The following is a 19,689-nucleotide window of genomic DNA, read 5'->3' as shown; positions in this document are numbered from 1 at the left end:
AGACTTGCTTCTCGTGTCTGACGCAACCCCCATCACTCCGGAAACGGTGAACGCAGCCGTCGAGTCCGCGCTCGCAGCGGTCGCCGCTGCAACCGACTCCACGGCCCTCAAAGCGGCTCGATCGGCTCACGCCGGCGAGTCCTCGACCCTCGCGACGCTCAACGGATCGCTCCGCAGTGCGCCCGCCGACCAGAAGGCCGCTCTCGGCAAGCTCGTCGGCCAGGCGCGCGGTCGTGTCTCCCAGGCGATCGCCGCCCGGGAGACCGAGATCGTCGCGGCGGAGACGGAAGCCCGCCTCGCAGCCGAGACGATCGACGTCACTGCGGTGCCGTCGCGTCGTCAGCCGGGTGCGCGCCACCCGTTGACCCTCCTCCAGGACCGCGTGTCCGACATCTTCATCGGCATGGGCTGGGAGATCGCGGAGGGTCCGGAGGTCGAGAGCGAGTGGTTCAACTTCGACGCGCTCAACTTCGACGCGGACCACCCCGCCCGCGCGATGCAGGACACCTTCTTCGTGGAGCCGCCCGAGTCGCACCTCGTGCTGCGCACCCACACCTCGCCCGTGCAGGTACGGTCGCTCCTCGAGCGCGAACTTCCCGTGTACGTCCTCGCGCCGGGCCGGGTCTACCGCACCGACGAGCTCGACGCGACGCACACCCCCGTCTTCATGCAGTTCGAGGGCCTCGCGGTGGACAAGGGCCTGACGATGGCGCACCTCCGCGGGACGCTCGACCACTTCGTGAAGTCCGTCTTCGGCGACGACGCCGAAGTGCGCCTGCGTCCGAGCTTCTTCCCGTTCACGGAGCCGAGCGCCGAGCTCGACTTCTGGCACCCCACGTTCAAGGACGGCCCGCGCTGGATCGAGTGGGGCGGCTGCGGCATGATCAACCCCAACGTCCTCCGCTCGGCCGGCATCGACCCGGAGGTCTACTCCGGGTTCGCCTTCGGCATGGGAGTCGAGCGCGGCCTGATGCTGCGCGACGGCGTGCAGGACATGAGGGAGATGGTGGAGGGCGACGTCCGCTTCTCCCAGCAATTCGGAATGGTGGTCTGATCGTGCGTGTTCCACTCAGCTGGCTCGGCGAGTACGTCGACCTCGCTCCGGGAACCACTCCGGAGGACGTCCACGCGGCGCTCGTCCGCGTCGGGCTCGAAGAGGAGGACCTGCACAGTTTCGAGCTGACGGGTCCGATCGTCGTCGGCGAGGTCCTCGAATTCGTCGAGGAACCGCAGTCGAACGGCAAGACCATCCGGTGGTGCCAGGTGCGCGTCGCCGAGGGCGATGCCGACGACGCCGTCCGCGGCATCGTCTGTGGCGCGGGCAACTTCTTCCCCGGCGACAAGGTCGTGGTGACGCTTCCTGGCGCCGTGCTGCCCGGGCCGTTCCCGATCGCCGCGCGCAAGACCTACGGTCACGTCTCGGACGGCATGATCGCCTCCTCCCGTGAGCTCGGTCTCGGAGACGACCACGACGGCATCCTCCGCCTGTCGACGATCGGCGTCGACGCGCCCGTCGGCACCGACGCCATCGCGCTGCTCGGTCTCGACGACACCGCGGTCGAGCTGAACGTCACGCCGGACCGCGGGTACGCGTTCTCGATCCGCGGCGTCGCCCGCGAGTACTCGCACGCGACGGGCGCCGCATTCCGCGACCCCGCATCGGCCGTGCCGGAAGCGTTCACGGGCGCGCTCGAAGGCTTCACCGTCACGATCGACGATCAGGCGCCCATCCGTGGCCGCGTCGGCTCCGCCGTCTTCGTCACGCGCGTCGTCCGCGACGTGGACCCCACACGGCCGACGCCGCCGTGGATGGTCGCGCGTCTGAAACTCGCCGGCATCCGGTCGATCTCGCTCATCGTGGACATCACGAACTACGTCATGCTCGAACTCGGCCAGCCGATCCACGGGTACGACCTCGACAAGCTGTCGGGGGGCCTCACCGTCCGTCGTGCAGTGCACGGCGAGACGATCGTCACGCTCGACGAGCAGGAGCGCACGCTGCACGGGGAGGACCTCCTCATCACGGACGAGTCCGGTCCCATCGGCCTCGCGGGCGTGATGGGAGGGCAGTCGACCGAGATCGGCGCAGAGACCCGCAACGTCCTCATCGAGGCGGCGAACTTCGACTCCGTGTCGATCGCGCGCACGGCCCGTCGGCACAAGCTGCCGAGCGAGGCGTCCAAGCGCTTCGAGCGCGGCGTCGACCCGCAGGTCGCCGTCGCCGCTGCGGGCCGGGTCACCCAGCTCCTCGTCGACCTCGCCGGTGGGACGCCCGACAGCGTCGGCTCCGTCTACCAGGCGTCACCGGACCGCGAACCGATCCTTCTGCCGAACGGCTACATCACGGGGCTCGTGGGCGTCGAGTTCGGCGATGAGGAGTCGCGCGGCGCCCTCGCAGAAGTCGGCGGACGCATCGAGGAGACCGATGACGGGCTGCTCGTGACGCCGCCCACCTGGCGTCCCGACATCACGGACAAGTCGGATCTCGCAGAGGAAGTGGCCCGTATCCTCGGCTACGATCGCATCCCGTCGATCCTGCCCGTCGCGCCTCCCGGACGCGGACTCACGCGTTCGCAGCGTCTGCGTCGCAGCACGGCTGACGCGCTGGCATACTCCGGGGCGACCGAGGTGCTCGCGTACCCGTTCGTCACGGCTGAAGCGAACAACCGCTACGGCTCCGCGGAGGTGCGAGAGGTCCCCGCGATCAAGCTCGCGAACCCGCTCGACGCCCGATCGCCGTTCCTGCGCACCTCGCTTCTGCCTGGCCTGCTCGAGGTCGCGCACCGCAACCTCTCCCGTGGGATGACGGACGTGTCGATCTCGGAGATCGGGCTGGTCTTCCGTCCCTCGCGCCACGGTTCCTACGGTCAGGAGACGCTGCCCGCCGGGGCCGCGCTGCCGACGCAGGAGCAGCTGCGCGAGCTGGAGGACGGCGTTCCGCCTCAGCCGCACCACGTCGCCGTACTCGCCTTCGGCAACAGCACGCCGAAGCAGCCGGGACAGGCCGCCGTGGCCGTCGGGATCGCCGACGCCCTCGACGCCGTGCACGCCGTCGCTCGCGCACTCGGCGTCGAGATCGAGGTCAAGCAGGGTTCACACCAGGCGTTCCATCCGGGACGCACGGCCGAACTGCTCGTCGACGGACACCACGTCGGCTACGCGGGCGAACTGCACCCGGCGATCGCCGAGGAGGCGCACCTGCCGCGTGTCGTCGCCGTCGCCGAGCTCGACCTCGACCGCCTCATCGAACTGGGCGACAAGCCCGTCGAGGCGACCACGATCGGCACGTTCCCCGCGGCGACGCAGGATCTGTCGATCGTCGTCCCGGCCGATGCCGCTGCCGGCGACGTCCTCGCCGCCGTCCGTGAGGGCGCTGGCGAGCTGCTGGAACACATCCAGCTCGTCGACGACTACCGCGGGCAGGGCGTGGCCGAGGGGGAGAAGAGCCTCACCTTCGCGCTGCGCTTCCGTGCCGCCGACCGCACGCTGACCGCGGCGGAGGCGAGCGACGCGAAGCTCGCCGGCGCAGCGCTGGCCGCCGAGCGCTTCGGCGCGACGGTCCGCGACTGACGCGCACCCCGCACACGAGAACGGCCCCGAGCGTCTGCTCGGGGCCGTTCTCGTGTGGGTCCGACGTGCGCTGCGGCCGTGTCGGGTGTTCACAACTCAGGAGCGCCGCGGCGTGTCGCGGTCCCGCGACGGCGTGTCGGCGGCGACGCGCCGGAGCCGTCCTGAGTTGTGAACATCCTCGTGGTGCGGGGCGCCGTGGTGCCGGGCCCGCGGATGCGGTCGCGTCAGTCGCGGAACGTCTCGATCGACGCACCGAGCGAGATCAACCGCTCCTGCAGCTGCTCGTAGCCGCGTGCGATGATGTCGACGTTCCGGAGCACGCTCGTGCCCTTCGCCGCCAGCATCGCGAGCAGGATGACGACCGCAGGGCGCAGGGCAGGCGGGCAGCTGACCTCGGCGCCGGACCAGTGCGTCGGTCCGGAGATGTCGAGGCGGTGCGGATCGCGCAGCCGGACGTTTGCGCCGAGGCGCGTGAGGTCCGTCAGGTGGATCGCGCGACCCTCGTACACCCAGTCGTGGATGAGCGTGTCGCCCTCGGCGCATGCGGCGATGACCGCGAAGAACGGCAGGTTGTCGATGTTGAGGCCGGGGAACGGCATCGGGTGGATCTTGTCGATCGGAGCGTGCAGCTCTGACGGGTGCACGGTGACGTCGACGAGCCGCGTCTTGCCGTTGGCCGCCGCGTACTCTGGCGTGCGGGTGTATGTGAGCCCCATCTCGCCGAGTGTCGCGAGCTCGATCTCCATGAACTCGATCGGGACGCGCGTGACCGTGATCTCCGAGCCAGTGACGATGCCGGCGGTGAGGAGGCTCATGGCCTCCACCGGGTCCTCGCTCGGCCAGTAGTCGACGTCCTCGTTGATGACGGAGCGGCCCTGGATGCGGAGGGTGGTGGTGCCGATCCCCTCGACGGTGATGCCGAGGAGCTCCAGGTAGAAGCACAGGTCCTGGACCATGTAGTTGGGGCTCGCGTTGCGGATGACCGTCTTGCCGTCGCGGACCGCGGCGGCCATGATCGCGTTCTCCGTGACGGTGTCGCCGCGTTCCGTGAGGACGACGGTGATCTCCTCGAGGGAGTCCGGCGCGACGCTCGCCTCGTACCAGCCGCCAGTCGCCTCGATCGAGAGACCGAAGGGGCGCAGGGCGATGAGGTGTGGTTCGACCGTGCGCGTGCCGAGGTCGCAGCCGCCGGCGTAGGGGAGCGAGAAGCTGTTGTACCGGCCGAGGAGCGGACCGAGGAACATGAGCACGCTGCGGGTGCGGCGTCCGGCGTCCTCGTCGATGGCGTCGAGCTTGAGGCGTTCCGGCACGACGACCTCGACGTCGTTGCCGTCCGCGGACCAGGTGACCGAGACGTCCATGCTGCGGAGCACGTCGATGATGCGGTCGACCTCGACGATGCGGGCGATGCCGTGGAGCGTCGTGCGCCCGCGGTTCATGAGCGCTGCGCACAGGAGCGCCACCGAGGCGTTCTTGCTGGAGCGCACCGCGATGCTGCCGTGGAGCTGCGTCCCGCCCTGGACGCGCAGGTGCGAGTTCTTCTTCTGCTCCCCGAACGACACGATCTCGGAGTCGAGCGCCGTGCTGATGCGGCTGAGGAGGTCGATGCTGATGTTCTGGCTGCCCTGCTCGATGCGGTTGATCGCGCTCTGGCTGGTGCCCACTCGTTCGGCGAGCTGCGCCTGGGTGAGTTTGCGTCCTTGGCGGGCGCCTCTGATGAGGGCGCCGACCTGACGGAGCGGTGCTGTCGCGTCGGTTCGTTCGACTGTCGTGGTGTCTGCCATGTTCGCACTCTATCTCAGATATGAGATAGGACCTCCCTCAGCGCGCTATTTTCCCGACATTCGAGCGGCGTCTACCCCCGCTGTGGTGTTAGTAGGTGTGTTGCGGAAGAAGGTGGCGTAGACGGGCCCGGCGACGAGCCAGACGCCGACGATGAGGGTGAGACGAAGTGCCATACCCCACATCGGGTCGTTGTTCGCCTCGGCGATCGACGTCGGGACCGACCAGCCGGAGAAGGCCTTCATCGCGACGATGACGATGACGGCGATCGCCCAGGCGATGACGAGGCGGCGCCACTCGAGCCACGCGTTGCGGACATAGGCGGGGCCGGACTTCGGCTGCTTGACGGGCTCCGGGCCACCGGCGAACTTGTACGCGAACCAGCGGTCGGTCTTCGTGATGAGCGCGTGGCCGAAGCCGATCGTGAAGCCGAGGTACACGGCCGCGAGGATGTGGCTGAAGTTGGGCTCCTGGCCGCCGGCGAGGTCGATCGCGGTGAGGGCGAGGAGCACGAGGTCGACGACCGGGACGCCGATGAGCATGATCGTCGAGAGACGGCGCTGCTTGAACAGGTAGCGGACGGCGAGGCCGCCGAAGAGCAGGATCCAGAACGCCGCCTCCGCGCCGAGGATGGCCCAGATGAGCGGGCTCGAGCCGAACAGTTCCGTGAATGCGTCCATGCTTCGATCCTCCGGGAGGCGTTCCCTCCGCACATCCGCAGTGCGGCCGATCTCCGAGAGCGGTCGCATCGGGCGAGCTACGCAGAACTGCGTAGGGCGTCTCGTCCGTTCGGCGCTCGCGTACGGGGGCCTCCGCTGATTGGATGGGGGAATGGCACACGAGCGATCCATCGGCGGGTTCGTGCGCGCGCACCGTGTGGGCCTCGCCACGGTGTGCTGTGCCCTGCTCGGGTTCCTGGGCGCCGCGGCAGGTCTGCGCATCCAGTGGAACCGCGGGTTCGAGTCCCCTCCGCTCGCGGTCGGGTTCGTCGTTCTGGCCGTGTTCGTCGCGATCCACCTGTTCCGTCAGCGGCGCCCGCAGACGATGCTGCTCGCGGGCGCCGCGGTGGTACTGGTGGAGGGACTGACGACGGGGAGTTCGAGCCTCGCGACCATCATCTTCCTCGCCGATCTCCTGTACGCGGCGGCGCTGTACTCACCGGCCCGCTGGATCGACGTCGCCGGCATCGTCCTCGGCGGCGTCGGAATCCTGCTGAGTCTCGGTTTCTCGGTGGTGTGGGGTGACGCGATCGTCGGTGCGGCCGCGGCGACGCTCCCGCTGCTCTGCGCCACCTCGGTGTGGTGGGGGAGGGCGGTGCGCTCGCCGAGGCTCGAGGCGGAGCGGGAACGCGCACGGGCCGACACGATCGAGCGGGCCGCGGACGCCCTCCGCAACGACGCGATCATTCAGGAACGCCTCGGCATCAGCCGTGACCTCCACGATGTGATCGCCGGGCACCTCTCCGCGATCGCGATGCAGTCGAGCGCGTCCCTCGAGCGGTCGTCGACAGACGTCGAACGCCTGCGCAGGAGTATGGAGGCCATCCGCCTGAGCAGCGTCGAGGCGCTCGCGGACATGCGCGTCATGATCGACGTGCTCCGCGCGGACGGCCACGACTCGGTGGCGGGCGCGACCGATCCGGGCGCCCCCGGCTCGCTCACCGACCTCGACCGGGCACTCGAGGTCGCGCGGGCCAACGGGCTGCACGTCGAGGTGGACGCTCCGCCCGTGGACCAGCTCGCGGCGCTCCCCGCCGTCCCCTCGACGATCGGCTACCGCATCGTCGTCGAGTGCCTCACGAACGTCGCGAAGCACGCTCCAGGGGCTCGGACCGAGCTGACGATCACGGCCGACGGCTCCGATCTCGGGATCCTCGTCGTGAACGCGATGCCGCCGAGCGGGCGAACCGGCGTCAGAGGCGCCGTTCGGGGCACCGGGGGCGAGGTCAGAAGGAGCGGTGGCGATGCCCGCAGCACGGTGATGGGGGTCGATGCAGTGAAGACCTCGCTGTCCGGTGGCGTCGGTCTCGTCGGGCTCGCCGAACGCGCCAGGATCGCGGGAGGGACGTTGTCGTCCGGTGCGACCGACGGCCGATGGAGCGTGTGCGCGAGCATCCCCATGGCCGACGGGCGGAAACAGTCGCCCTCCGGATCGACCCGGAACCGAACCGAACCCGACCAGGCGGAGGCCTCCCGATGACCATCAGATTGCTGCTCGCCGACGACCACTCGGCCGTCCGCGCGGGCCTCCGGGTCCTGCTCGACGACGCCGACGACATCGTGATCGTCGGGGAGGCCGGCGACGGTGTGGAAGCCGTCGACCTGTCGGCGCGCGTCCGCCCGGACATCGTGCTCCTCGACGTCCAGATGCCGCGCATGTCCGGGGTCGAGGCGACGAGCGCACTCGTGGCGCAGAGCGGCGGCCCACGCGTCATCATCCTCACGACGTTCGCGATCGACCGGTACGTGGACGAGGCGCTCGCCGCGGGGGCGAGCGCGTTCCTCGTGAAGACGGTCTCCTCCGGCGCTCTGGTCGACGCGATCAGACGAGTGCACGCGGGGGAGGCGGTCCTCGCGCCGGAGGTGACGCGTCGGGTCATCGAACGGCTGACGTCCGGTCTCGTGCCGGAGGCGCCGGCGCCCGTGCCCGTGCCGCGGGAGTCGTTCCGCGGACTCGACCAGCTGACGCCGAGGGAGACCGAGGTGCTCTCGCTCATGGGGGCCGGCCTCAGCAACGCGGACATCGCCGCGACGCTCGTCCTCTCCGAGGCGACCGCGAGGACGCACGTCTCGCGCGTGCTCGCGAAGCTCGGAGTGGCCTCCCGGGTGCAGGCGGCGATCATCGCGCACCGGGCCGGCATCGCCCGCGATTCGCTCGGCACGCCTCCCGCATAGTACGCTCTCGCCATGGCACGTTTCCAGGTACAGGGTTCTTCGCGGGCGTTTCTGCTCCGCGCCCTCCGCCGTGACGTCCAGACCCGCACTACCGCGGAGCGACGATAGGCGACCCTGGTTCCCGGAGCCGTGATCCCTCACGCTCCGGACCGCACCGGGAGTCGCCGAATCCACCATCGTCGTCCACTCAATAAGGTAGAGCCATGTCTTTCTCTGTAGCGGTAGCCGGAGCGTCCGGCTACGCAGGAGGCGAGCTGCTGCGGCTGCTCGCCGACCACCCCGACTTCGACGTCAGGACGGTGACGGCCAACGCGAACGCGGGTCAGCCGCTCATCGCCGTCCAGCCGCACCTGCGGTCCCTCCGTCATCTGACTCTCAGCCCCACGACGCCAGAGGCGCTCGCCGGACACGACGTCGTCTTCCTCGCCCTGCCGCACGGCAAGTCAGGGGAGTTCACCGCGGCGCTCCCGGCCGAGACCCTCGTGATCGATTGCGGTGCAGACCACCGGTTGACCGACGAGGCCGACTGGGCCGCGTTCTACGGCGGCGACTACTACGGCGCGTGGACGTACGGCGTCCCGGAACTGCCCGTCGGCACCGGCAAAGGACGTGATGCGCTCGTCGGCGCCACGCGCATCGCCGCCCCCGGTTGCAACGCCAGCACGGTCGCGCTCTCCCTGGCGCCCGGCATCGCGGCAGGCGTCATCGAGCCGCTCGACCTGGTCTCGGTCCTCGCCGTCGGCCCGTCCGGCGCTGGCAAGAGCCTCAAGGTGAACCTCCTGGCGAGCGAGATCCTCGGTTCCGCCAACCCGTACGCGGTCGGCGGCACCCACCGGCACATCCCCGAGATCGCGCAGGGCCTGCGGGCGGCGGGCGCCGAGCGGGTGTCGATCTCGTTCACGCCGGTGCTCGTGCCGATGTCGCGCGGCATCCTCGCCACCTCCACGGCTCGCATCGTGCCGGGCACGACGCCGGACCAGGTCCGCGCAGCATGGGAGACGGCGTACGCCGACGAGCCGTTCGTGCAGCTCCTGCCCGACGGCTCCTTCCCGCGGACGGCCGACGTCCTCGGAGCGAACACGGCCCTCATCGGCCTCGCGGTGGACGAGGCCGCCGGACGGGTGGTCGTCGTGACCGCCGTCGACAACCTCGTGAAGGGGACCGCCGGAGCGGCGATCCAATCGGCGAACCTCGCGCTCGGACTCCCCGAGACGACCGGACTGAGTGTGAATGGAGTGGCACCGTGAGTGTGACAGCAGCAGCAGGATTCGTCGCGGCGGGTGTCGAATGCGGGCTCAAGAACTCGGGCGGGCTCGACCTGGCGGTCGTCCACAACGTCGGCCCGATCCAGAACGCGGCGGCCGTCTTCACGAGCAACCGCTGCAAGGCGAACCCCGTGCTCTGGAGCGAGCAGGTCATGACCGACGGGATCGTCTCGGCGATCGTCCTGAACTCGGGCGGCGCGAACTGCTACACGGGTGCGATCGGGTTCCAGACGACGCACGCGACGGCCGAAGCGGTCGCGGAACGCCTCGAGGTCTCCTCGGGTGACGTGCTCGTCTGCTCGACGGGCCTCATCGGCGACCAGCTCGACCTCGACAAGCTCAAGGCCGGCGTCTGGGACGCGACTCGCGCGACCACCGAGGACGGTGCGAGCGAAGCCGCCGGCCTCGCGGCGGCCCAGGCGATCATGACCACCGACACCACACCGAAGCAGGCGCGGGTGTCGACCGGCGGGTGGACCGTCGGCGGCATGGCGAAGGGCGCGGGCATGCTGGCCCCCGGGCTCGCGACGATGCTCGTGGTCATCACGACCGATGCGGTGCTCGAATCCGAACAGCTCGATGCGGCCCTCCGCCGCGCGACCCGTGTCACCTTCGACCGGCTCGACTCCGACGGCTGCATGTCCACGAACGACACGGTCGCGCTCCTCGCCTCCGGGTCGAGCGGCGTCACCCCGACGGTCGACGAGTTCGCGGAAGCGCTGACGGAGGTGTGCCGGAACCTCACGCTCCAGCTGCAGGCCGATGCCGAGGGCGCCGCGCACGACGTCGCGATCGAGGTCGCGAACGCGCATTCGGAGGACGAGGCCGTCGACGTCGCCAGAGCGGTGTCCCGCAGCAACCTCTTCAAGGCCGCGATCTTCGGCAACGACCCCAACTGGGGCCGGGTGCTCGCGGCGGTCGGGACGACCTCGGCCGAGTTCGACCCGTACGGCATCGACGTCGCCATCAACGGCGTGCAGGTCTGCACGGCGGGCGAGCCGGACCAGCCGCGCGAGCTCGTCGACCTCGCGCCTCGCGCCGTGCACGTCCTCATCGACCTGCACGCAGGACCTGAGACGGCGACCGTGTGGACGAACGACCTCACGCACGACTACGTGCACGAGAACAGCGCGTACTCCAGCTGATGGCCGAGTATCGCGAGAATTCGCCAGAGGAGGCGGCCACGAAGGCCGCGACCCTCATCGAGTCGCTGCCCTGGTTGAAGGCGTTCCACGACCAGATCATCGTCGTGAAGTTCGGTGGCAACGCGATGGTGAGCGAGGAGCTCGCCCAGGCGTTCGCCGAGGACATGGTCTACTTGCGGTACGCGGGGCTCCGTCCCGTCGTCGTCCACGGCGGCGGCCCGCAGATCTCCGCCATGCTCGAACGGCTCGACATCCACAGCGAGTTCCGGGCCGGGTACCGCGTCACGACCCCCGAGGCGATGAACGTCGTCCGGATGGTGCTGACCGGCCAGGTGAATCCGGAGCTCGTCGGCCGGATCAACGAGCACGGTCCGCTCGCCGCCGGTCTGTCCGGTGAGGACGCCGGACTGTTCGGGGCTCGCCGTCGCAGCGTCGTCGTCGACGGGGAAACGGTCGACATCGGTCTCGTCGGCGACGTCGTCGAGGTCGATCCGTCGTCGGTCGAGGCATACCTGGCGTCCGGGAACATCCCCGTGGTCTCCTCGATCGCGCCGGACCTCGACCACCCGGGCCAGACGCTCAACGTCAATGCGGACTCGGCCGCCGCGGCACTCGCCGTCGCCCTCGGCGCCGCGAAGCTCGTCATCCTGACCGATGTCGCGGGCCTCTACAGCGACTGGCCGAACCGCGAATCGCTCGTCTCCCAGATCACGACGACGGAGCTGCGCGAGCTGCTGCCATCGCTCGAATCGGGCATGATCCCGAAGATGCGCGCGTGCCTGGACGCCGTCGACGGCGGCGTCGCGAAGGCGGCCATCATCGATGGCCGCACACCCCATTCCATCCTGCTCGAGGTGTTCACCCAGAACGGCTCGGGAACCGAAGTGGTCCCGGAGGACTCATGACCGACTGGCGGACGCGCGTCGAGCGCGACATGATGCGCACCTTCAACACACCCATCGCGATGCTGACGCGCGGCGAGGGCTGCCACGTCTGGGACGCCGAGGGCACACGCTACCTCGACTTCCTCGCCGGCATCGCGGTCAACGCGCTCGGGCACGCGCACCCGGCGTTCGTGAACGCGATCACCCGGCAGGCCGGCACGATCGCGCACGTCTCGAACTACTTCTCTTCCCCGCCGCAGCTCGAACTCGCCGAACGGCTCAAGCGCCTCGCCGGCGCGGGGGAGTCCGGCCGGGTCTACTTCGCGAACTCCGGTGCGGAAGCGAACGAAGCCGCGATGAAGCTCGCGCGCCTGAACCGCGGCGACGGCTCGCGGACGCGCATCATCACGCTCGAGAACTCGTTCCACGGCCGCACGATGGGCGCGCTCGCACTCACCGGCAAGCCCGCCCTGCAGGAGGCGTTCCAACCGCTGCCCGGCGGCGTCGAGCACATCGAGACCACGATCGAAGCGCTCGAACGGACGATCGACGAGACCGTCGCGGCCATCGTCATCGAACCGATCAAGGGCGAGGCCGGCGTGCTCTACCTGCCGGAGGGCTACCTCGCGAAGGCGCGCGAGCTCACCGAGCAGCACGGCGTGCTCCTCATCATCGACGAGATCCAGACGGGCGCGGGTCGCACGGGCGAGTGGTTCGCGTTCCAGCACGACGGCATCGTGCCGGACGCGATCACCGTGGCGAAGGGCATCGGCGGCGGCATGCCGATCGGTGCGCTCATCACCTTCGGTGCGGCGTCCGAACTGTTCGGCCCAGGCCAGCACGGCAGCACGTTCGGCGGCAACCCGCTCGCAACCGCGACGGCCAACGCCGTCCTCGAGGAGATCGAGCGTGCTGAACTGCTCGACAACGCCGTGAAGCGCGGCGCGGAGATCAGCGACTTCCTCCGCTCGCTGGGCACCGAGCTCATCACCGAGGTGCGAGGCCGCGGCCTCCTCATCGGCGTCGCGCTCTCGCGTCCCGTCGCCGCCGAGATATCCACCGCGGCGTTCGAACGAGGACTCATCATCAACGCACCCAACGCGACGAGCCTCCGCATCGCCCCGCCCCTCATCATCGGCGACCCCGAGATCGAAGAGTTCACGACCCTCTTCCGCGCGGCCCTCGCCGCCGTCGACGTCTGACTCCCCGCACCGACTTCCTCCCACAACGAACGGATCCTTCCACCATGACCCGCCACTTCCTGCGCGACGACGACCTCTCCCCGGCGGAGCAGGCGCACATCCTCGACCTCGCCGCCGAACTGAAGCTCGACCGTTTCTCGAAGAAGCCGCTCGCCGGCCCGCAGACGGTCGCCGTCATCTTCGACAAGTCCTCGACGCGCACCCGCGTCTCGTTCGCGGTGGGCATCGCCGACCTCGGCGGATCGCCGCTCATCATCTCGACGGCGAGCAGCCAGCTCGGCGGCAAGGAGACCGCTGCGGACACCGCCCGGGTGCTCGAACGCCAGGTCGCCGCGATCGTGTGGCGCACCTACGCCCAGTCCGGCCTCGAGGAGATCTCCCAGGGCACGACGGTCCCCGTGGTCAACGCGCTGTCCGACGACTTCCACCCGTGCCAGATCCTCGCCGACCTGCTCACGATCCGCGAGCACAAGGGATCACTCAAGGGCCTCACGCTCTCCTTCTTCGGCGACGGCGCGAGCAACATGGCGCACTCCTACCTGCTGGGCGGCGCGACCGCCGGCATGCACGTGCGCATCGCTGCGCCGGCGGAGTTCTCGCCGTCCGATGCCGTGGTGGTCGATGCAGCAGCCATCGCCGCGACGACCGGCGGATCCGTGCTCGTCACGACCGAACCGGCCGAAGCCGCCGCGGGCGCCGACGTCATGATCACCGACACGTGGGTCTCGATGGGCAAAGAGGACGAGAAGGCGGCACGCGTCGCCACGTTCGGCTCGTACCGCGTCGACCAGGCGCTCATGTCGCTCGCGCAGGAAGACGCCGTGTTCATGCACTGCCTCCCCGCCGACCGCGGCTTCGAGGTGTCCGCCGATGTCATCGACGGTCCGCAGAGCATCATCTGGGACGAGGCGGAGAACCGTCTGCACGCTCAGAAGGCGCTGCTCGTCTGGCTGCTCGAACAGAACGCGGCCTGAGCGCCGCGACCACATCCGATCGCTGCGCCGATGCGTCGTGATCAGCACCACAACCGTTTTCCAGGACCAGGAGTGACCTCGTGACCGAACAGCAGAACCGAGCGGGAGAGTCGGGAGCCCTCTGGGGCGGCCGTTTCACGACGGGACCGTCGCCGGAGCTCGCCCGTCTCAGCAAGTCGACGCACTTCGACTGGGTGCTCGCGGGATACGACATCGCGGGGTCGCGCGCACATGCCAAGGCGCTCGCCTCCGCCGGCTATCTCGACGACGCGGAGCTCGACGGGATGCTGCGCGCACTCGACGTGCTCGACGAGGACGTGCGGAGCGGTGCGTTCGTCGCCGCCCAGGATGACGAGGACGTGCACTCGGCGCTCGAACGCGGGCTCGTGGAGCGCGCGGGCAAGGAGCTCGGCGGCAAGCTGCGCGCCGGCCGGAGCCGCAACGACCAGATCGCGACGCTCGTGCGCCTGTACCTCATCGATCACGCGCGGGCGATCTCGCGTCTGGTCGTCGATCTGGTCGACGCGATCGTCTCGCAGGCCGAGGCGCACCCGGCCGCCGCGATGCCCGGCCGCACGCACCTGCAGCACGCGCAGCCGGTGCTCCTCTCGCACCACCTGCTCGCCCACGCCTGGCCGCTGACGCGCGACCTCGAACGGGTGCGCGACTGGCTGGCCCGCGCGAGCGCTTCGCCGTACGGTTCCGGCGCCCTCGCCGGCAGCTCGCTCGGCCTCGATCCCGTGCTCGTGGCATCGGAACTCGGTCTCGACCGGCCGACCGAGAACTCGATCGACGCGACCGCGAGCCGCGACGTCGTCGCCGAGTTCGCGTTCATCACCTCGCTCATCGGCATCAACCTGTCCCGGTTCGCCGAGGAGATCATTCTCTGGAACACCCGCGAGTTCGGCTTCGTCACGCTCGATGACGGGTACTCGACGGGGTCGAGCATCATGCCCCAGAAGAAGAACCCGGACATCGCAGAACTCGCGCGCGGCAAGTCCGGCCGCCTCATCGGCAACCTCACCGGCCTGCTCGCGACGCTCAAAGCCCTCCCGCTCGCGTACAACCGCGACCTGCAGGAGGACAAGGAACCCGTCTTCGACTCGGTCGCGACGCTCGAAGTGCTCCTTCCCGCGTTCACGGGGATGGTGGCGACGCTGCGATTCGACACCGATCGGATGCGCTCGCTCGCGCCGCAGGGCTTCTCGCTCGCGACCGACGTCGCGGAATGGCTCGTCAAGCAGGGCGTGGCGTTCCGTGATGCGCACGAGATCAGCGGTTCGCTCGTTCGGTACTGCGAGGAGCGCGGGCTCGACCTCCACGAACCTGATGACGCAGCGCTCGCCTCGGTCTCCGAACACCTCACGCCCGCCGTTCGCAGCGTCCTGACGGTCGACGGTTCGATCGGCAGCCGTGTCGGCGCCGGCGGAACCGCCCCGGAGCGCGTCGAGGATCAGCTGCGCACGATCGTCGGCCGCGTCGGCGAGCTGACCGGCGCGCTCGGACTCTGAGTCGCCGGCGACCGCCGCTGCGTGATCCTGCGATGACCATCCGATGACGTCCCGAGGAGCGCTGCACGAGCTGACGGCCGCTTCGGCGGTCGACGTCGCTCCGCGCCTCCTCGGGGCGGTCGTCTCGCATCGCACCGATGAGGGCGTCGTCGCCGTCCGCCTGACGGAGGTCGAGGCGTACCTGGGGACGGGTGAGGACCCCGGTTCGCATGCGCACCGCGGCCAGACTCCGCGCACCGTGCCGATGTTCGGTCCGCCCGGGCATCTGTACACGTACTTCACCTATGGGATGCACACGTGCATGAACGTCGTGTGCTCGCCGCGTGGGCAGGCCTCCGCGGTGCTCCTCCGGGGCGGCGAAGTGGTCGATGGCGTCGACCTCGCGCGCATGCGCCGCGGCCCGCGATCCACGGATCGTGATCTGGCCCGCGGTCCGGCCCGTCTCGTCGTCGCGCTCGGGGTGTCGCTGTCCCAGACGGGTGCCGATCTCGCCGCCGAGCCCTTCTCCATCACGCTTCCGCCCGAGCCGCTGCCGTTCCGATCGGGACCGCGGACCGGCGTGAGCGGTCCGGGTGGTGGCGCGGCCTTCCCGTGGCGGTTCTGGCTGCCTGACGAGCGCAGCGTGTCGCCCTACAAACGCCATCCCAAATCCGACGACTGAGGGGTTGTTGGGCGGCTCGGTTCGACACGGCGACCGGTGCGGCGTCGCCCGCTCGGCGGACCCGACCGCGCAGCCGGGCGCTGGTACTGTTGCATGCGTGTCGAACCTCGCTCTTGCAACCCAACACAACGATCCGACCTTCGACGACGTCTGGGACGAACTCGTCTGGCGCGGTCTCGTCCAGGTGTCCACGGACGCCGCGGAACTGAAGACCCTCCTGGCCGGTCCGCCCATCACGTACTACTGCGGCTTCGACCCCACCGCTCCCAGCCTGCACCTCGGGAACCTCGTGCAGATCCTCGTGCTCCGACGTCTGCAGCTCGCCGGGCACAAGCCGCTCGGCCTCGTCGGCGGCTCGACCGGCCTCATCGGCGATCCACGTCCGTCCGCCGAGCGCACGCTCAACACGAAGGACACGGTCGAGGAGTGGGTCGGCTACCTGCGCGCCCAGATCGAGCCGCTCCTGAGCTTCGAAGGCGACAACGCCGCGCGCATGGTCAACAACCTCGACTGGACGGCCCCACTGTCCGCCATCGACTTCCTGCGCGAGATCGGCAAGCACTACCGCGTCGGAACGATGATCAAGAAGGACGCCGTGAGCGCCCGCCTCAATTCCGAGGCCGGCATCAGCTACACGGAGTTCAGCTACCAGATCCTCCAGGGCCTCGACTTCCTCGAGCTCTACCGGAGCTACGGCTGCGTCCTGCAGACCGGTGGCAGCGACCAGTGGGGCAACCTCACGAGCGGCACCGACCTCATCCACCGGGTGGAGCGCGGGAACGCGCACGCCATCGGGACGCCGCTCATCACGAACAGCGACGGAACGAAGTTCGGCAAGAGCGAGGGCAACGCCATCTGGTTGAACCCCACGATGACGAGTCCGTACGCGTTCTACCAGTTCTGGCTGAACACGGACGACGCCGACGTCGTGCAGCGACTCAAGATCTTCACCTTCTTCGATCGCACCGAAATCGAGCGGTTCGAAGCAGCAGTCGCGGCCGAGCCGTTCAAACGGGAGGCGCAGCGCGAGCTCGCCTACGCCGTGACGTCGCTCGTGCACGGAACGAAAGCGACGGATGCCGCCATCGCGGCATCGCAAGCGCTCTTCGGCCAGGGCGATCTGACCGCGCTCGACCCGGCGACGCTGCAAGCCGCCGTCCTCGAGCTGCCCCACGCCGCAGCGGACGCGTCGACCACGATCGTCCAGGCCCTCGTCGACACGAAGCTCACCGCCAGCCTCGGTGAAGCGCGTCGCGCCATCGCCCAGGGCGGCGTCTCGGTCAACAACGTGAAGATCGAGGATGCCGAGAGCACCTTCGACGGACGATTCCTCACCGGGGGAGTCGCCGTGCTCCGCCGTGGGAAGCGCACGCTCGCGGGAGTCGTCGCGAGTGAGGCCGCGGCTCCGGCGAACACCACGTCCTGAGTCCTGAGACCAAGGGGGTCGTTCCGCGTGCAGCTGTGTGAAGCCTGCGGTACCGAGATCGTCGACGCGCGCGCGGGCGTGTGCCCGTCGTGTGGTGCGATGGTGACGCCGGATCCCACCCGGCCGCGCGACGACGAGTCGGCGGCCGAGGACGCTGCAGACGCCGACGAGCCTGCTGGCGCGGATGACGTGGGCGGCGATGTCGTCCTTGACGACGATGTCGCCGCAACCGATGACGCCCTCACCGAGGAGCCGACTGCCGAGGAGCTGCTGTCCGAGGGGCCGACTCCCGAGGAGGCGCTGTCCGAGGACAGCGCTGACGGCGTGACACCAGAGGAGTCCGCGCCGGTTGAAGCGCCCTCCGTGCCAGAGAGTCCCGAAGCCCAGAGTCCCGCGGTCGCGGCCTCCGCCTCGCCGGCGTCCATCGTCACGGGAGCCGCGGCCGTCGCGTCGCTTGCCGAGGCGAACTCCACGGAACCGGAGCCCGCCGTGCTGACTGCGCCCGGCCCGAACATCGCCGACTCGAATGCCGCCGGAGCACCGACGGACGCGCCCGTGGAGACGCAGACCGGCGAGCGGCCCGTCTACTGGCACCCGGATTCGCTGCCGAAACCGCAGCACCAGCGATCCAAACGGACCTTCTGGTGGATCATCGGTGGCGCGGTCGTCGCCCTCATCGCCGCGATCGTCGCCGTCGTCCTCATCGTGACGTCGTCCGTCGCGCCGGCCCACGCCGAAGGACTCGTGTTGTTGCGCGACATCCAGGACCGTCCGACCGTGGGGGACTGGCAGCTCGACAACCCGCTCGCGGATGCCGTTCCATCGGGGACCAGCGTGTACGTCAACGGGTACACCGTCGGCGCGGAATCGGCGCTCTTCGTCTGGTCCGCGGACCGTCCGAGCGGCACGACCACGTCGTCGCCCGCGGGGGAGACTCGCATGAGCCTCGTCGACACGGTGTCGGGCAAGCAGCTGTGGGAGCGCCGGGTGACGGACCTCTCGACCGACTTCGATCCGTACGACACCCCCGTCGTCGTCTCTCCGCCCGACTCGGCGGCGATCGTCCTGAGCCTGGGCGACCTCATGGTCTCGATCAGTCGTGCCGACGGCGCGGTCGTGTCCCGCTCCGATGCGCACTCGAGCGTCGAGGGCATCGGATTCCCCGATTTCTCGGCGCCGTCGAGCTTCGTCCCGACGCTCGGGGGCGATCTGCTCATCACGTCGACGCGTGACGGTTCCGGCAAGGTCGGCCGGTACGCCTCGACCGATCTGACGAAGCCGATCTGGGAGGTCGAAGGCGAACCGGGCGAGCGTCCCGTCGTCGCCGGCGACAAGTTGTTCTTCGACGATCGTGTCTTCTCGCTCACCACGGGGAAGGAGCTCGCCTGGAAGGGCGACCTCGACTGGTACTACCAGAGCGTCGGAGACCACCTCATCGCGATCGACTACTCGGGGAACGAGACGACGATCCGTGGAGTGGACGAGAACACGGGCGAACCGACGTGGACCTCGAAGCAGTCGCTCCCCGTCGTGCTGGACACGACCGGTCTGCTCGTCGTCGCCGATCAGGCCGGCGGGAACGTCCGGCGCCTCGACCCCTCCGATGGAAGCGTCGAGTGGAAGAGCGATGTCACGAGTACCTGGAACGGCGCATACACAGTGGGCGAGATGATCATGCTCAGTGACGGCGATGGCGGGTACACCGGTATCGATGCCGGGTCCGGGGAGGGGCGGTACCGCTCGAGCACCGCAGACGGAAGTCTCGTCGGGTTCAGTGATCGCACGTTGTTCCTCACGCTCGATGATCGACTCGTCGCATACGACGTCCGGACGGGCGATCGTCAGTGGCGGATCAACGCACCCGGTGACGAGTACGGCTTCAGCGCGTGGGGCGGAACGCCTCTCGCCGTCGCCGCCCAGCTGCCCGCCGGTTCCGAGAAGCCCGCCGTTCTGGGCCTCGGGGCCAAGTGACCGAGCCCGACACGCCCGGGATGCGTCTGGGATTTGCGGGGCACCCGGGACACACGTAAAGTAATCACTCGTCACCCCAAAGGTGCGGGAAGCGGAAGAGCTTCCCGGCCTCAAGCGGGACTGATACCCAGCCAAAAGTGAAGCTCTCAGTGAGCATTGAGTCCAGATTCGGGCCGTGCCACACTTGAGAAACGCTTCCTTCAAGACTAGGCTAAAACTTCCCCTCCTCAGCTGAGGATCGGGCGGAGAGTGGTCGTTCAGATCCTCTCCAGCCCCGATTTGACACGGCGAGCGAGAGTGGTAAGCTAGAGAAGTTGCCCTGCAGGGCGGTCGTGATGGCCAAAGGCAGGAGCATCCGATCCTTGAGAACTCAACAGCGTGCACAATGTCAAATGCCAAAAACC

General features: G+C 69.2%; 15 protein-coding genes. 13 read left to right on the top strand and 2 right to left on the bottom strand.

The features are described 5' to 3' along the window. Positions 1-13 precede the first annotated feature (13 nt). Both pheS and pheT read left to right on the top strand, forming a co-directional pair. The gene (pheS, locus tag ACQ3HB_RS17065; RefSeq protein WP_430921627.1) at positions 14-1,054 is read left to right on the top strand and encodes a phenylalanine--tRNA ligase subunit alpha; all 1,041 of its coding nucleotides are present in this window, start codon (positions 14-16) and stop codon (positions 1,052-1,054) included. A 2-nt stretch (positions 1,055-1,056) separates the two neighbouring features. Further along, positions 1,057-3,570, top strand: a complete 2,514-nt coding sequence (gene pheT, locus ACQ3HB_RS17060) for a phenylalanine--tRNA ligase subunit beta (RefSeq protein ID WP_430921625.1) — start codon at positions 1,057-1,059, stop codon at positions 3,568-3,570. A gap of 224 nt (positions 3,571-3,794) precedes the next feature. Here the strand turns inward: pheT and ACQ3HB_RS17055 are convergent, their stop codons facing one another. Then, positions 3,795-5,354: a helix-turn-helix domain-containing protein gene (locus tag ACQ3HB_RS17055; protein WP_430921624.1), complete on the bottom strand. Its 1,560-nt coding sequence runs from the start codon at positions 5,352-5,354 to the stop codon at positions 3,795-3,797. A gap of 45 nt (positions 5,355-5,399) precedes the next feature. Further along, on the bottom strand, positions 5,400-6,032 hold the full coding sequence (locus tag ACQ3HB_RS17050; protein WP_430921623.1) for a hypothetical protein: 633 nt from the start codon (positions 6,030-6,032) through the stop codon (positions 5,400-5,402). Between the two features lie 151 nt (positions 6,033-6,183). On the opposite strand from ACQ3HB_RS17050, the gene ACQ3HB_RS17045 reads away from it, so the two are divergent. The 11 genes from ACQ3HB_RS17045 (at position 6,184) to ACQ3HB_RS16995 (ending at position 19,285) form a co-directional block, all read left to right on the top strand. Next, positions 6,184-7,551 carry a sensor histidine kinase gene (locus ACQ3HB_RS17045; protein WP_430921621.1) on the top strand — a complete coding sequence of 456 codons (1,368 nt, stop codon included), beginning with the start codon at positions 6,184-6,186 and terminating at the stop codon, positions 7,549-7,551. After that, a complete protein-coding gene (locus ACQ3HB_RS17040) occupies positions 7,548-8,246 on the top strand; it encodes a response regulator (protein ID WP_430921619.1) in 699 nt (232 codons plus the stop codon). Before ACQ3HB_RS17045 ends, ACQ3HB_RS17040 begins: the two co-directional genes overlap by 4 nt. 203 nt (positions 8,247-8,449) lie before the next feature. After that, the gene (gene argC, locus ACQ3HB_RS17035; RefSeq protein ID WP_430921618.1) at positions 8,450-9,493 is read left to right on the top strand and encodes an N-acetyl-gamma-glutamyl-phosphate reductase; all 1,044 of its coding nucleotides are present in this window, start codon (positions 8,450-8,452) and stop codon (positions 9,491-9,493) included. Further along, positions 9,490-10,656 (top strand): bifunctional glutamate N-acetyltransferase/amino-acid acetyltransferase ArgJ, encoded by a 1,167-nt coding sequence (argJ, locus tag ACQ3HB_RS17030; RefSeq protein ID WP_430921616.1) that lies wholly within the window; start codon positions 9,490-9,492, stop codon positions 10,654-10,656. The genes argC and argJ overlap by 4 nt, the downstream gene beginning before the upstream one ends. Then, on the top strand, positions 10,656-11,561 hold the full coding sequence (gene argB, locus ACQ3HB_RS17025; protein ID WP_430921614.1) for an acetylglutamate kinase: 906 nt from the start codon (positions 10,656-10,658) through the stop codon (positions 11,559-11,561). The genes argJ and argB overlap by 1 nt, the downstream gene beginning before the upstream one ends. Further along, positions 11,558-12,742 (top strand): acetylornithine transaminase, encoded by a 1,185-nt coding sequence (locus ACQ3HB_RS17020; protein ID WP_430921612.1) that lies wholly within the window; start codon positions 11,558-11,560, stop codon positions 12,740-12,742. The genes argB and ACQ3HB_RS17020 overlap by 4 nt, the downstream gene beginning before the upstream one ends. Before the next feature lie 44 nt (positions 12,743-12,786). Next, the gene (gene argF / locus ACQ3HB_RS17015; RefSeq protein WP_430921611.1) at positions 12,787-13,716 is read left to right on the top strand and encodes an ornithine carbamoyltransferase; all 930 of its coding nucleotides are present in this window, start codon (positions 12,787-12,789) and stop codon (positions 13,714-13,716) included. An 80-nt stretch (positions 13,717-13,796) separates the two neighbouring features. Beyond that, positions 13,797-15,227, top strand: coding sequence for an argininosuccinate lyase (gene argH / locus ACQ3HB_RS17010; RefSeq protein WP_430921609.1), 1,431 nt, complete (start codon positions 13,797-13,799; stop codon positions 15,225-15,227). A 43-nt stretch (positions 15,228-15,270) separates the two neighbouring features. Then, positions 15,271-15,888 (top strand): DNA-3-methyladenine glycosylase, encoded by a 618-nt coding sequence (locus ACQ3HB_RS17005; protein WP_430921607.1) that lies wholly within the window; start codon positions 15,271-15,273, stop codon positions 15,886-15,888. A gap of 97 nt (positions 15,889-15,985) precedes the next feature. Next, positions 15,986-17,314: a tyrosine--tRNA ligase gene (gene tyrS, locus ACQ3HB_RS17000; protein WP_430921606.1), complete on the top strand. Its 1,329-nt coding sequence runs from the start codon at positions 15,986-15,988 to the stop codon at positions 17,312-17,314. A 99-nt stretch (positions 17,315-17,413) separates the two neighbouring features. Further along, positions 17,414-19,285: an outer membrane protein assembly factor BamB family protein gene (locus tag ACQ3HB_RS16995; RefSeq protein WP_430921605.1), complete on the top strand. Its 1,872-nt coding sequence runs from the start codon at positions 17,414-17,416 to the stop codon at positions 19,283-19,285. Positions 19,286-19,689: the final 404 nt, after the last annotated feature.

Source organism: Plantibacter lichenum (assembly GCF_050587525.1).
In the GTDB taxonomy this organism is placed as follows: domain Bacteria; phylum Actinomycetota; class Actinomycetes; order Actinomycetales; family Microbacteriaceae; genus Plantibacter.
This window is presented reverse-complemented; position numbering and strand designations above follow the sequence as displayed.